The organism is Brucella sp. NBRC 12950 (assembly GCF_030268145.1).
GTDB lineage: Bacteria > Pseudomonadota > Alphaproteobacteria > Rhizobiales > Rhizobiaceae > Brucella.
In genome coordinates this window covers 49,437-63,028 of the sequence record NZ_BSQC01000009.1, presented here as the reverse complement: position 1 = coordinate 63,028, position 13,592 = coordinate 49,437, and the positions used below count along the sequence as shown (strand labels likewise).

The following is a 13,592-nucleotide window of genomic DNA, read 5'->3' as shown; positions in this document are numbered from 1 at the left end:
GCATGAGCAACACCAACCTCTCTAAGACCCAATTTCCCCAGCTGCTGCTGGCAACCGGCTTGTCAAATCTGACGGATGGTATCTTCAAAGTGATTTTGCCGATCTCTGTTATTGACCTGGGAGGTACTGCCTTTGAGGTAGGAATTGCGACAGCGATCCTCGCCACGTCATGGCCGGTGTTCGGCATGATTGCAGGGGCGTGCTCTGATGTCTATGATCGCCGGAAGATCGTTGTGATTTCCAGCACTTCCCGCACCATTGCATTGCTGTTCATCCTGATTGCAACGATGCTGCCCGGAACCAACGCAATATTTGCCATATTTGTTGCTACCGCTGTTTTTGCAGCGGCTGAAGCCTTTAGCTATACCGCTCAATCCGGCATTATTACAAAGCTTGTACCGAAAGATCGCCGCTCGTTTGCTAATTCGCGCCTATCTTTGGTTCGAAACAGTGCTGGTGAATTCGGGGGGCCTTTTCTGGCTGCGACCTTGACAAGCGTGGGGTTCATCTGCGGCTATTACGTTTCTGCCTTTTCCTGTCTCACCGCCACGCTGCTTATTTATTCAATCAAAGGCGATTACACACCAATCGACATTGATTCCAGCTTTCATAAGGAAAAATCAGCCCGAACAGCTCTTGCGGATATTAAGAAAGGGCTGGTCTTTCTTATGCATCATCGGGAATTGCGGACGATGGCCATTATGGCGTCTATGCTGGCCGGTGGTTGGGGCGTCTGGATGGCCGTCATGCCTGTTCATCTGGCACACAATCTGGTCCCAAATGACGCCGGTGCTGTATTTGGCACCTTCATGATGGTGTTTGCTGCTGGAGGCCTGCTGGGCGCTTCTCTGACCGGCTTTCTTGCCAAGTTGTTTGATGAACGAACTTTGCTGCTTTCTGATTTCGTAGGCACGTTCCTGGCCTTAATCACGCCAGCGTCGACAGACAATCTCATCCTGATTGGCATTTCGATATTCCTCTGCGGCGCTGGAGGTTCCATCTGGGGTATTATCGCTGCTGTGCAGCGGCAAAATCTCAGTCCAGACAACATGCTTGGCCGCGTCACCGGGGCGTTTCGGCTTGTCGCCTATTTGCTCATGCCGGTTTTTGCGCTGATCGGCGGGAATCTCGCAGAACGAGTGCCTATCCCAACATTGTTTGCTGTGTTCTCGGTTATTCCAATTATCGGCTGTGTGTACGCTATGACATATATTGGGGTCGGGTCCGGTTGGAGGCGAAATGACACCGAAAGAGATTTTTGACCGTCCCAATTGAGCCCTTGTGGATTTTAGCGCTGGAAAGCCTTGCTTTACAAAGGCTCTTTTTTGTCAAAAAAAGACTAAAGTTAAATTGGTACAGGCGGCTATACTTTTGTAGACACAGCATTAATCTGCAAGAGTGTCATTTCGCCTCCAACCGGACCCGACCCAATTGCGGCCAGCAAAAATTTGATGGCCTTACCAGCACAAGGAAAAGCGGCTTTGTCGCAAAAATTTCAGTTCTGCTGAGTTATGTCACGATCGGTGCATGTAACTCAATGAGGTGGAAGCGGATGACGGTGAATTTCAATGGTGCTCACTTTCCCAAAAGTGTCATTCTTTACGCTGTTTTCTTCTATGTCCGTTATTCAGTTTCCTATCGTGATCTGCAGGAGATTATGGCTGAACGTGGTGTAGACGTTGACCATGTAACCTTGAACCGCTGGGTTGTTCGTTACTCGCCACAGATCGCAGATCAAGCACAGAAGCGTAAACGTCGAACGCTTGGATCCTGGCGCGTTGACGAGATCTATATAAAAGTCAAAGGCCAATGGACCTATCTATACCGGGCCGTTGATCGTGACGGACAAACTCTTGATTTCATGCTTTCCGAACGCCGAAATCTCGGCGCTGCGAGACGTTTCTTTAAAAAGGCCATTGCAAACAACGGCGCTCCGCACAAAATAGTCATTGATAAAAGTGGAGCCAATCTGGCCGGAGCACAAGCTGTAAACACAATCCTGAAAATCACGGTCACGGGCAAGATGATCGAAATTCTGCAAGTCAAATATCTGAACAACATTGTTGAACAGGATCATCGTTTCATCAAGCGGATCACCAAACACACATTGGGCTTCAAGGCGTTTGACAGCGCATCAGCAACGATTGCTTTCATCGAAGTGGCTCATATGATCCGCAAGAAGCAATTCGCCAACAACAACCGCTCGCCATTCGAAGTTTTTGCCGAACTCGCAGCATAATTGCGCCCACAGATAAGGCCGTCGTTAATCAGCTAAAAAATTTGCGACAGAGCCCGCTTCGCTGCCCCTTCGATCTTGTCCCGGCAACGGCCTTCGCGACTTTCTTCCCCTGCCGAAACCACCCCACGCGACAGGTCGCGCGGGGACCCCGGTTTTGCCGTCATTCCTCGCGGATCAAGAAAGCCGCTCCCGGCCGCCTTCCACTGCGTTCCAGCCCAACGAGCCACCCCATTGCGCGAGCGCAACGGGGACCCCGGGGGTACCAGTCGATCGCCCCCGGTCTCACGACCGTCATCGAGGTCGCGATGGGCGCGGCCCGACCAAAGGAATGAGACACATGGCTACCATCGGCACCTTCACCTCCACGGGCAACGGTTTCAACGGTTCGATCAAGACCCTCAACCTCAACCTCAACCTCAACCTCAACGTCAAGGCCCGCTTCGAGCGCGTCGAAAACCCCTCCGACAAGGGCCCGCACTTCCGCATCTACTCCGGCTCGGTCGAGCTCGGCGCCGCCTGGCAGAAGGTCTCCAACGAAGGCCGCGGCTACCTCTCGGTCAAGCTGGAAGACCCGAGCTTCCCCGCTCCGATCTACGTCACCCTGGTCGAAGTGGAAGGCGAAGACGGCATGCAGCTGATCTGGTCCCGCGAACCGCGACTGATCGCCCCCCAAGAGAGGGCGCCGCCGAAAGGCGGGGCCGCTGCGTCAATCACAGCATTTACAGCATTTCTGTAAATGCTGGATTTAGGCGCGGGAAAACGCTATATTCGAATCTGAACCGACGTAAAGGAAACCACCATGCCCCGAATCCGTGGTTCTTATTCAACCAGCGATCTGTCCCGGAAGTCGGGCGATATCATCGCCGAGGCGCTCCGCCATCCGGTCACGATCACCCAACGCAACAAGCCGCGTCTGGTGCTTCTCAACATCGAAGACTATGAGCGGCTCATGCGCCAGTCCGACGGCCGGTCAGTCGGCACGCTCCAGACGATGACGGATGAACTGTTCGCAGAATTCGAGGCCTCGGTCGATCGCTATGCGGAAAACGATGAGGCCGGCCGGTGAGCAGTTATGACGACATCCAGACAGCCACGGTCATCCGGTATCCCTATCTGTGGGCGCGACAGGCCGCCGAGGGCGAGACCGAAGGTCGAAAGGAGCGACCGGTCGCTGTCGGCGTAAGGCTTGCCCGGCCCAGTGGCGACATGGTGCTGTTCTTCCCCATTACGACCAAGCAGCCCGAAAAAGGCCGCTTTGTCGCTGATATACCGACAATCGAAAAGCGGCGGGCCGGACTCGCCGTCGATTTGCGTCTCTGGATCATCCTCGATGAATACAATACGGATATCGTCGGACAGTCGTTTTATCTTGAACCCGAACCTCCGATCGGGCGCTTCAGCAAGGCTTTCTTCCTTCCTCTCCTGCGCGAATTCATCGCGCGCCGGAAATCAGCGACCGAGGTGAGCCGGGTCAGATAATTGTCCCTTTCCCTGGGCCGAGTGGCTGATGCTCTGTCATGACAGAACGGACACGACGAGGGGCAGGCGCGCGAAGAACGCCAATCCCCGCTCGCAGCGCCCTCCGGGTTGAGTTCGGCCGTTCCGATCAGGGCGGAACCAGATCCGCAACTGCCGGCCGCAGTCCGCTGCGCCATCCCGGTAACGTCGTTTCGCGTCAAAGCCGATATCAACGCTAGCAAACGGCATCGGGCGGCCCTCACCATTTGATCCCTCAGTTACAGCGTCTGCATTCGATCGTTAGCTGGGTATCTGTCTGGTTGCCACGCCATCCGCAGTGTTTCGCACCCGCGAAAGGGCTGGCCTCTTGATGAGGAGGCCGGCTGATCGATCTGGCTGGTTACTCATCACTGCGACATGACGTCGACGAGGGCAAGCCGGTCTTCATTCCCGTTTCCGACAAAGCCACGTCCATCTTCGTCCTCGATGTGACTGGTTTGACCGAAGTCCAGGGGCGCTTCGCTGCCCCTTCGATCTTGTCCCGGCAACGGCCTTCGCGACTTTCTTCCCCTGCCGAAACCACCCCACGCGACAGGTCGCGCGGGGACCCCGGTTTTGCCGTCATTCCTCGCGGATCAAGAAAGCCGCTCCCGGCCGCCTTCCACTGCGTTCCAGCCCAACGAGCCACCCCATTGCGCGAGCGCAACGGGGACCCCGGGGGTGCCAGTCGATCGCCCCCGGTCTCACGACCGTCATCGAGGTCGCGATGGGCGCGGCCCGACCAGCAAAGGAATGAGACTCATGGCTACCGTCGGCACCGGCTACGTCGCAAATTTTTTAGCTGATTAAAGACGGCCTTATCTGTGGGCGCAATTATGCTGCGAGTTCGGCAAACGGTGTTGTCACATTGATTTTTCGTCAATCGATTTGCGATAGTCGGGTAGGATGAACAGCTCGTCGCCGACCTACAAGAATCATCGCTTCCATATTGAAATCGTCGCCCGCGCAATCTGGCTATATTTCCGGTTCAATGTGAGCCTGCGCGAAGTAGAGGAAATGATGCTGGAGCGCGGTGTGGCAGTTTCGTATGAAACAATCCGCCGATGGTGTAGGTCGCACGGTTCCATGATCACAGCGCGGTTACACCGCAAACCGCCTTCTTCCAGCGACGTGTGGCATCTCGACGAGGCCGTCGTTCGCATCGGCGGGAGAAAGTGCTGGCTGTGGCGCGCCGTGGATAAAGACGGATATGTCCTGGATGAAATCGTTCAGGTTAGCCGCAACGCCAAGGCAGCCAAACGATTGCTGGTCCGTTTGCTGAAGAAACAAGGCTTGGCGCCCAAGCGCATCATCACCGACAAGTTGCGATCCTATGGCGCCGCCAGGCGTCAGGTCATGCCCGCCGTTGAGCATCGCTCTCATAAAGGCCTGAACAACAGGGCCGAAAATTCGCATCTGCCCTTTCGAAAGCGTGAACGAACCCGGCAAGGATTTAGGTCGATCAGATCGCTGCAACAATTTGTCTCGATCTTCTCAGCCGTCCGAAACCATTTCGTTCCCGCCAAATCAAATCGCCCCGCTGCCCAGATCCGATCCTTCCGTCAAGCCGCAACTACCCAATGGAGGATGGCCGCGCTGCAACTCGCCTGAAACCCACCTTGCCGCTTCCACGCGCCCGCATGGCAAACAACGTGACAGCACCAATTTTACTATTCGTGTGCTTTGACGACGGCCAAAAAGGCCGAGCCATACCGTTCGAGCTTCGTATCGCCGACACCGGGCACATCAGCCATCTGGGTGCGTGAAACTGGTCGGGCTGTGGCCAGTTCGATCAGTGTTCGATCGTGAAAAATGACGTAAGGCGGCACATTTTGTGAACGCGCGATCTCGAGCCGCTTCTCGCGCAACGCGTCAAACAGCGCCTCATCACGCTCGGAAAGGGCGGATGTTACAGATTTCCTACGCGAAACAGTACCACGCGATGGCTTCAATTTCGGCGGAACACGCAACATGAGCGACTGCTTTGCGCGCAAAAACTGCCTGCCTGTCTCCGAGATCGACAAACCGCCGTGTCCGGCAAAGTCGACATCAATCAGCCGCTGCGCGACCAACTGCCGTACGATCGCGCGCCAGGTGTGATTGTCATGCTCGCGGCCGATTCCGAAAGTGGAAATCTGGTCGTGGCCAAAGCGGCTGATACGCTCATCCTCCACGCCAAGAAGGACATCGACAATATAGGCTTGCCCGAACCGTTCCCCGGTTCTGTGAATGCAGGACAATATTTTCTGCGCGGCTATTGTCCCATCGAAGAGGGATGGCGGTTCAGCGCAGGTATCGCAATTGCCGCATGGTTCGCATCGATCACCGAAATAAGACAGCAGCACCTGTCTGCGACAGCTCGCGCTTTCCGCGAGCCCAAGAAGTGTGTCGAGTTTCTGCCGTTCCATCCGCTTGCGCTGATCGGGCGCGTCGGATTCCTCAATGAACCGGCTGCGCAGGACGATATCGTCATAACCGTAGAGCATCATTGCCTCGGCTGGAAGTCCGTCGCGCCCCGCACGCCCTGTCTCCTGATAATAGGCTTCGATGCTTCCTGGTAGATCGAAATGGGCGACGAAACGTACATCCGGCTTGTCGATGCCCATCCCAAAGGCAATCGTCGCCACCATGATGACCGCTTCGTCATGCTGGAACCGTGATTGGTTCGCCTCGCGCGCAGACTTCTCCATGCCGCCGTGATAGCAGAGGACATCGTAGCCCAAGCTGCGCAACCATTCGGCTGTTTCTTCTGTCTTCCGTTTCGAAAGACAGTAAACGATACCGCTTTCGCCCCGGTGATCCTGTAGAAATCGCTTCAACTGCGCGCGGGGATTGTCCTTCTCCATGATCGCGTAGCGAATATTGGGACGGTCGAAACCGGTGATGAAGGCATCGCGCTTTTCAATCTGCAGATGCGACAGGATTTCCGCACGTGTTGGCTCGTCGGCGGTCGCGGTCAATGCCATGCGTGGCGTGTCGGGAAACTGCGCCATCAACACATCAAGCTGCCGATAGGACGGCCGGAAATCATGTCCCCATTGCGAAAGACAATGTGCTTCGTCGATTGCGATCAGCGAAAGAGGCACCTCGCTCAGGCGTTGCAATGTACCCGGTCTGAGCAGGGTTTCAGGCGCCACATAGAGCAGATCAAGCGCCCCATCATGGATATCACGCCATAAGGCCAGCCTGTCATCGCCAGCAAGGTCGGAATTGAGTGCCGCAGCCTTCACACCCGCTTGCCGGAGCGCTGAGACCTGATCGGCCATTAGCGCCAGAAGCGGCGAAACCACTATCCCCATGCCTGGCCGCGCAAGGGCGGGAATCTGATAGCACAGCGATTTACCGCCGCCCGTCGGCATCAGGACGAATGCATTATTGCCGGCTATTGCATGCGATACAATCTCCGCTTGCCGCCCACGGAAGGTATCGTATCCATAAACGGTTTTGAGAATGTGGATGGGGTCGGTCATTATCAGGCATCAATTGTTGTTCAGATTCTGCGCCTACATTCATAGCAGACAGCAGCGGAAAACAAATCCTTCATCGCAAGTATTGAAGCCTGCGATCACTGCGTCAGTACGCGTTGCGGATTTCAAGCAGTCTTTATCCGAGGCCCCAGCAGACTAAGGGACAAACTACCGATCATGAATGCACTTTCTAGTGATCTGTCCATTAGGCGTCAGATTCTCGCGGTATGAGTTGAGCACGTCGAGTTTTTTTGCGCCTCGATAATCCCATTTCTCAAATCTTCAAAAAGCCCACGCGGCAACACTCTGTAGTGGAAGGTACCATCAGGTTCTGGGCGTAAGTCATAGTCCGGCCATGTGAAACGGTTAAGTTCATCAAAACGTATCCAATGCCGTGCGCTATCCAGGCCTAAGCTTTTGCAAACGCTGGCTGGAATTTCGAGGGACATGCTCGCATCAACAGGCGCAGCGTGCGTGATCGGCGATTGCTGTCGGCTGTGCATTTGAAGCGAGTTTCTGCCGGGCCTTAAGACCGTTTTCACGCATCAGTCTCGCCGCGCGGTGACGACTTGCCCGAATGTCTTCTTCATTCAGTTCGACGTGCATTCGAGGGCTACCATAGGCTTCACGTGACATTGCAAACTGATTGCGAATATGCGCCAGAAGACGCGATCCCATGCATAATAGCCACTGATGCTGACACCTGCTAAGGTGCACAAAAGCGAGATATGGTCCTTCTCCGTATCGATAAAAGCAAACTTCATCGACTTGTCTTTCGAGCGAAGAAGGCTGTCGCTTTTTTTGGTTTATCAAGATGCAGCATAATACTATATTATCTGCTGCATGTTTTCCCATGAAATCGTTCAAATGTCAGGAACTATGTAGCAGTTTATTGATATGGCGACGCGGATGTGCCGTCTAAGGTAGATTTAGACACGTCGTGTAAGTTCTGTTGAAATTCGCGGCGCTCCATTCAAAGACAGAACGCCGCAAAGCACTCGCTGAAGACTAGTGAGCAATCAGCTCTTCAACGATCTGCTTTGAATTCAAAGCAGATGGATAATATGTCGGCCAGTTGACAACTTCATCGAGCAGGGCACTGCGGTCATTGCCCCAGAAGAGATGATAGTGGTGTGCCTTCGCTGGATAAATGCCATGATCACTGAACTGGATAAACTGCGGCGCTTTTGCATCGCCTTCTGTCTTCTTAAAGATGAAGCGAACGCCACGATTTCCCTTCTTGTACGTCAGGACTTCATAACCATCGTAAACATAGCGACCTGCAGCTGGCTTGCCATCCTCGTAGAAGGTCACCTTGTCGCCTTCAATAGTGATGCGCTCTACATTCGTTTTATAGCCAGCGTCATATTCTGCCCGAATCTGCTCCGCAGTTTTTTCGTTGCCTTTTGCTTTATGTTTCCAAACAGGGTCAAGACTACCGTCCTGAAGATAAGGATAGACTGACTGCCAGTCGCCTTCGTAATCTGAAAGCGGGCGATCCTTGATCTGGCTATCCTCAAAGATACCTTTGTAAATCTGAGGATCTCCATGGCTATGAGCATCGCCATGCTCATGAACCTTACCGCTGCCGCCAGCAACCGCGATATTGTAGGGTTTGCCATCGACCTTAATGGTGCCAAGCTCCTTCAGGTCAGTTTTTGCAATGCGGCGGACGACTCCGGCATTTGGGTCACTCATAACCACTTCATCACCAGCCATAGCAATGCGCGGGCGTGGATCATTCCAGTGTCCATCCATTGAGTAAGGTTCTGTTACCTTAGCACTTTTGCTCAGTTTTCCTTCCAGAATATCAATTTGATGAAGAGTGCCATCTTCTGTCAGCACATATCCAAACCTGGCATTTGCCGGGTCAAGTGCGAAATCAATGCGGCGGAATGGGAGTTCGATGTAGCGGAAATTCGGCTCATCAGCCGGATCCACGACAACCAGACCTTTAGGCCCGTAGTTTCCGAGGAATACCTGCATACTTCTGGCACCAAGCAGCGTGCCAGTTGTTTGGCCGCCCGGCAAATCCGCTGGGTAAGCCAGCATTTTTGTCTGTGGGCCATCCGGACCGGCAGTCACTGTCAAAATACCTTCTTTACAGCCAGCTGCGAGATAAATGCCGGAGAAAGCCTCTCCGTGAATACCCGTGCATGTCGCAACCTCACCAGCCGGGGTGCCGTCAGCTTGTACAGCCTGAAGGCCAACACGCGCTGGAGCCTTGTCGCCTTCGACAGGCTCTTCGGATGCTACGGTGGTGACCCAGTATTTTCCAACCGGTGCAGCAAAGCCATGATGAGGCTTACCCTGCTTCAGCTGACTGCCTTTCAGTTCGCCCTGAGAAAGCTCATAACCATTCAGAATTTCTGCGTAACCACCTTTATCGAAATTGACGACAATTTTCCCATCATGATCGATCACATGAAAAGGCCGCGGTCCCTTAAGAGGTGTATCGATAGCTTTTGGCTCGCTGATATCAATATCCGAATGATCACCATGCGAGTGCAGAGAAATACCGCTGTTAATAAAGTGAACCGTGTCATTATCTGACTCAACAGCAACGATATTGGCGCCATCATTCATGCTATAGAGTTTATTTTGACCAGTCGTTTTGAAATCCCAGCGGTTCTCTGGTTTACTGAGATCAAAGGCTGTCACCTTCCCATCAGCGTGATCGCCAACGAATACACGGTACAGCGTTACATCTTCATCATCATGGGCAAAGGCAGCTGGGCCGCCGAGGCTAACGGCAATCGCCAGGGCGGACGCGCCCATTATCCAGTGTTTCATAATCAACTCTCCTTAATGATATTACATAACATTCGTCGGACACATATTAGTGGCATGACTGTTTGAGCTCAGCTTTTGTTGATAGCCGACATGAGGGTTTTGACGTTGTAGCGCATCATATCGATATAGGTTGGCGCTGGGCCATCAGATGGCGACAGCGCGTCCGAATACAGTGTGCCTCCGAGCGTCAGCCCGGATTCCGATGCGATCTGCTCGACAAGACGGCTGTCAGCTATGTTCTCGGCAAAGACGGCGGAAGCACGCTTTTCCCGGATCTCCCGGATCAGCGAAGCCACATCGGCGGCAGATGCCTCAGATTCGGTGGAAACGCCTTGCGGAGAAAGGAAAGCAATGCCGTAATCCCGCTCGAAATAACGGAAGGCATTGTGCGCGACGACAGCGACGCGGTGATCCTGCGGGATCGCGCTGATCTGCGCCTTTATGTCTGTATCGAGCGCTGCGAGCTTTTCGATATAGGCGGCGGCATTGGATTTGTACGTCGCACAATCTTCAGCATCGGCTGCACAAAATGCCTTTTCAATATTCTGGACGTAGATTTTGACATTGGCGACCGATTGCCATGCATGCGGATCATTGGGTGTGGCATGGAAAATCGCTTTGCCATCGACAAAGTGATAGTGCCCACCCTTGGGGTCGTTTAAAATGTTGGCACCATCGGTGACGGTGGTGACTGGCACCTCTGCCTGGCTGGCCTCAATCAGGCGCTCCATAAAGCCCTCGAGCAGAAGACCATTGACAAGGATGACGTCGGCGCGCGCCAAAGCCATGGCATCGGCTGGGCGTGGTTCATAGACATGCGCATCACCATCAGGCCCGACAAGTGTTTTGAGCTCAATATGTTCACCGCCGACCTGTTGTGCCAGATCTCCAATGATGGAGAAGCTAGCAACGACTGACAACTTTTTATCTTGGGCAAAGACCGGAGCGCCGAATATGCCGAGCGATGCGGCGATGAGACCAGTGAGAAGGAGCGTCCGTTTATTCATGATTTTTCCAATTGCAGTTTGAGATCAAGCGGCTCTGTGAGCAGAGCGCGGTAATCGCGACAAAAGCAGGCCACGCGGGCTTGCAATGACGGATATGAAGTAGATTGCTCCAGCAGAAAGGATAATGGCCGGACCCGAGGGCAGGGATGCGTGATAAGACAACAACAATCCCGAAACTGACGAGAGCACTCCTATAACGACCGAGAGCAAACACATCGCAGCAACATGCTGTGTCCAGAACCGGGCGGATGCCGCAGGTAGAACCATCAATCCGACCGACAGCAATGTTCCGAGTGCTTGGAAACCGGCTACGAGGTTGATGACGACAAGGCCGAGAAAAATGAAATGCACTAACGAACCGAGCCGGGAAACTGAACGCAAAAATAATGGATCCATACACTCGGCCACTAGCGCGCGCCAGAACAGCCCAAGAGAAACCAGAGTGGTAATAGCAACCAGTGCAATGAGATTGAGTGCATCATTGTTCAAAGCAAGCACAGTTCCAAACAAGACATGCATGAGATCGATGCTCGATCCACGTAATGATACCATCAGCACTCCCAATGACAGCGAGATCAAATAGAAGGCGGCCATAGAGGCGTCCTCTTTCTGCACCGTCAGACGTGCAACCGCACCAGCCCCGAGCGCCACAAAAATGCCTGCGATCAAACCGCCGATCGTCATTGGCACGATCTGCAACCCGTACAGGAGAAAGCCGGCAGCAGCACCAGGAAGAATTGCGTGAGCCATTGCGTCGCCAGTTAAGCTCATACGCCTTAACATTAAAAATACGCCCACCGGACAAGCGCTCAGCGACAGCAGCAGAGCGCCACCAAGCGCCCTTTGCATGAAGGCGAATTCGATGAAGGGAAGGAACAGAGCGTCATAGAGCATGGTCATGCCTTGGCCGCAGCCGCTACGCGCTGACTAGTAATAGCTGGCTTCTCAATTTGTGCATGCTTATGGCCGTGATGGTGATCGTGACCAACCTCTGCGGGTTCACACCACGGAGCATTCTCGTTCCAGGCTTCATGGTAGTGCCTGGCCCGTAAAAGATTTTCTGCAGACAAGGTTTTTTGCACCTCGCCCCACGCGATCGGCTGCCGTGCCAACAGCAGCGCTTCCGGAAAATGCTCGCGCACCAGATCAAGATCGTGCACAACGACCATCACCGTACGGTTTTCATTATGCCAACTTTTGATCAGGGTTATCAGATCAATTATAGTGCGCGCATCAACGGCATTGAACGGCTCATCGAGAAGGATGAGATCGGCATCCTGTACCAACACACGTGCAAACAGCGCCCGCTGCATCTGCCCGCCGGACAGTGTGTCAATCGAGCGCTTTTCAAAGCCCTCCAACCCGACGGCCTTGAGTGCATTGGTGACGGCCTGACGGTCTTCAGCGCGGTGACGACCCAAAAGACCACGACGAGGCCACAGCCCAAGCGACACAAGATCAACTACACGTGCGGGGAACGAGCGGTCCAGTTCCGACTGCTGCGGCAGATAGGCAAGTCGAGTGCCAGCCGCTAACGAGCAGGCGCCATCCATGGGCCGCAGCATCCCAACAATACCCTTCATCAGGGTTGACTTGCCCGAACCATTGCCGCCAACAACCGCCAAAAGGCTACCCTTGCGAACGACACCACTCAGATGATGTACAGCAGGATGGCGATTATATCCCAGCGTCAGATCGTCAAATTTCAGGCAGGCATTGGGCATGGATAAGAATCTCTTGTTCTTCAGGCAATTGACATCGCAGTGATATGTAATGTTATTACATTAGTCAATTGCATCGTTATAAGATAACATAACCCATCCATGAAAATCAGCATCTCGTCTGAGCCGATGTGATTTCTGTCAGATTGAAGGATCGTCTTTTCGGTAAAAGCAGTTGATTGTAAGGAGAGGAAGCTCACTCGAAACCAACGTTTCGTACTCTCTGTCCTTGAGGAGACGGAGCAGCCCTTGAGTGCATATCGTATTCTCCACAATCTCCGGCAAGTGGGCTTGAACGCACCTTTGCAGGTTTATCGTGCGCTGGTCCGCTTGATGGATATGGGGCGCGTCCATCGTGTCGAGAGCCTTAGCGCATTCGTGATACGCAGTGATGCCTGTCCGGGCCCGATCGCAGGAATTTTTAACATTCCAGATCTGCGATGCGTGCGGTCACGTGGAGGTGTTTCACGACGATCAAGTTGAAAGAGAGCTTTTAAGTCATTCTCTCAAAGCCGACTTTAGGACTCGAAAAACCGCGATCGAGGTAAGGGGGATCTGTCGGAACTGCCAATGACTACAAAGTAGCCTCAGTATTTTCGGAGACGCCATCTCAAGTAGATCATACTTTAGGTGATCCCTTGCTGAATGGCGACGCTTAATGTGTAGTTGGTTCAACCTGTTTTGAAAGCTCGTCTGACGGACTTCACTTATAGCTTGGATTCTTGACTAGCACTCCGAAACCGCAACTACATGTAGTTTGTACTAAAGCTTAGGCGGTTCAATCAGATGCAACAAGGGCAGGAGAATATCCTGCCCTTGGTTGTCCGGAGCTCTATCGTTCACACATGTTACAGTGCATTGTTCACGA

The 13,592-nt window shown here is 53.5% G+C and carries 11 protein-coding genes and 2 pseudogenes; 6 read left to right on the top strand and 7 right to left on the bottom strand.

Translation table 11 applies throughout. From position 1 onward, the window contains the following. Nucleotides 1-2: 2 nt before the first annotated feature. The 5 genes and pseudogenes from QSJ70_RS15945 to QSJ70_RS15925 all read left to right on the top strand — a co-directional run bounded on the left by QSJ70_RS15945 (nt 3) and on the right by QSJ70_RS15925 (nt 3,718). Nucleotides 3-1,262: an MFS transporter gene (locus QSJ70_RS15945; RefSeq protein ID WP_285537765.1), complete on the top strand. Its 1,260-nt coding sequence runs from the start codon at nt 3-5 to the stop codon at nt 1,260-1,262. Between the two features lie 290 nt (nt 1,263-1,552). Continuing rightward, nucleotides 1,553-2,239, top strand: a complete 687-nt coding sequence (locus QSJ70_RS15940) for an IS6 family transposase (RefSeq protein ID WP_285537763.1) — start codon at nt 1,553-1,555, stop codon at nt 2,237-2,239. A 337-nt stretch (nt 2,240-2,576) separates the two neighbouring features. Then, nucleotides 2,577-2,897: pseudogene (locus QSJ70_RS15935) on the top strand (DUF736 domain-containing protein); the annotation flags it as partial. A gap of 141 nt (nt 2,898-3,038) precedes the next feature. Then, nucleotides 3,039-3,305, top strand: coding sequence for a type II toxin-antitoxin system prevent-host-death family antitoxin (locus QSJ70_RS15930; RefSeq protein WP_285537761.1), 267 nt, complete (start codon nt 3,039-3,041; stop codon nt 3,303-3,305). Beyond that, nucleotides 3,302-3,718: a hypothetical protein gene (locus QSJ70_RS15925; protein WP_285537759.1), complete on the top strand. Its 417-nt coding sequence runs from the start codon at nt 3,302-3,304 to the stop codon at nt 3,716-3,718. The genes QSJ70_RS15930 and QSJ70_RS15925 overlap by 4 nt, the downstream gene beginning before the upstream one ends. 379 nt (nt 3,719-4,097) lie before the next feature. Here QSJ70_RS15925 and QSJ70_RS15920 read toward each other — a convergent pair whose 3' ends face one another. Then, nucleotides 4,098-4,403, bottom strand: a complete 306-nt coding sequence (locus QSJ70_RS15920; RefSeq protein WP_285537757.1) for a hypothetical protein — start codon at nt 4,401-4,403, stop codon at nt 4,098-4,100. Nucleotides 4,404-4,642: 239 nt separating this feature from the next. On the opposite strand from QSJ70_RS15920, the gene QSJ70_RS15915 reads away from it, so the two are divergent. After that, nucleotides 4,643-5,347, top strand: a complete 705-nt coding sequence (locus QSJ70_RS15915; RefSeq protein ID WP_502871687.1) for an IS6 family transposase — start codon at nt 4,643-4,645, stop codon at nt 5,345-5,347. A gap of 59 nt (nt 5,348-5,406) precedes the next feature. On the opposite strand, the gene recQ is transcribed toward QSJ70_RS15915, so the two are convergent. From recQ to aztA, 6 genes and pseudogenes are all read right to left on the bottom strand, one after another. Further along, entirely contained in the window at nt 5,407-7,206 is a 1,800-nt protein-coding gene (gene recQ / locus QSJ70_RS15910; protein ID WP_502871686.1) for a DNA helicase RecQ, read from the bottom strand. 481 nt (nt 7,207-7,687) lie between these two features. Beyond that, nucleotides 7,688-8,006 (bottom strand): annotated as a pseudogene (locus tag QSJ70_RS15905) (IS3 family transposase); the annotation flags it as partial. A gap of 205 nt (nt 8,007-8,211) precedes the next feature. Continuing rightward, the gene (locus QSJ70_RS27690) at nt 8,212-8,901 is read right to left on the bottom strand and encodes a ZinT family metal-binding protein (protein WP_502871692.1); all 690 of its coding nucleotides are present in this window, start codon (nt 8,899-8,901) and stop codon (nt 8,212-8,214) included. A gap of 1,163 nt (nt 8,902-10,064) precedes the next feature. After that, on the bottom strand, nt 10,065-11,003 hold the full coding sequence (gene aztC / locus QSJ70_RS15895) for a zinc ABC transporter substrate-binding protein AztC (protein ID WP_285537753.1): 939 nt from the start codon (nt 11,001-11,003) through the stop codon (nt 10,065-10,067). A gap of 24 nt (nt 11,004-11,027) precedes the next feature. Further along, nucleotides 11,028-11,903 (bottom strand): zinc ABC transporter permease AztB, encoded by an 876-nt coding sequence (gene aztB, locus QSJ70_RS15890; protein WP_285537751.1) that lies wholly within the window; start codon nt 11,901-11,903, stop codon nt 11,028-11,030. Continuing rightward, a complete protein-coding gene (aztA, locus tag QSJ70_RS15885; RefSeq protein ID WP_285537749.1) occupies nt 11,900-12,727 on the bottom strand; it encodes a zinc ABC transporter ATP-binding protein AztA in 828 nt (275 codons plus the stop codon). Before aztA ends, aztB begins: the two co-directional genes overlap by 4 nt. Between the last annotated feature and the right edge of the window lie 865 nt (nt 12,728-13,592).

Excerpts from the sequence above, each read along its gene's own strand:
- QSJ70_RS15945 (WP_285537765.1), top strand. The coding sequence starts at position 3 with ATGAGCAACACCAACCTCTCTAAGACCCAATTTCCCCAGCTGCTGCTG.
- QSJ70_RS15940 (WP_285537763.1), top strand. The coding sequence starts at position 1,553 with ATGACGGTGAATTTCAATGGTGCTCACTTTCCCAAAAGTGTCATTCTT.
- QSJ70_RS15930 (WP_285537761.1), top strand. The coding sequence starts at position 3,039 with ATGCCCCGAATCCGTGGTTCTTATTCAACCAGCGATCTGTCCCGGAAG.
- QSJ70_RS15915 (WP_502871687.1), top strand. The coding sequence starts at position 4,643 with ATGAACAGCTCGTCGCCGACCTACAAGAATCATCGCTTCCATATTGAA.
- recQ (WP_502871686.1), bottom strand. The coding sequence starts at position 7,206 with ATGACCGACCCCATCCACATTCTCAAAACCGTTTATGGATACGATACC.
- QSJ70_RS27690 (WP_502871692.1), bottom strand. The coding sequence starts at position 8,901 with ATGAGTGACCCAAATGCCGGAGTCGTCCGCCGCATTGCAAAAACTGAC.
- aztC (WP_285537753.1), bottom strand. The coding sequence starts at position 11,003 with ATGAATAAACGGACGCTCCTTCTCACTGGTCTCATCGCCGCATCGCTC.
- aztB (WP_285537751.1), bottom strand. The coding sequence starts at position 11,903 with ATGACCATGCTCTATGACGCTCTGTTCCTTCCCTTCATCGAATTCGCC.
- aztA (WP_285537749.1), bottom strand. The coding sequence starts at position 12,727 with ATGCCCAATGCCTGCCTGAAATTTGACGATCTGACGCTGGGATATAAT.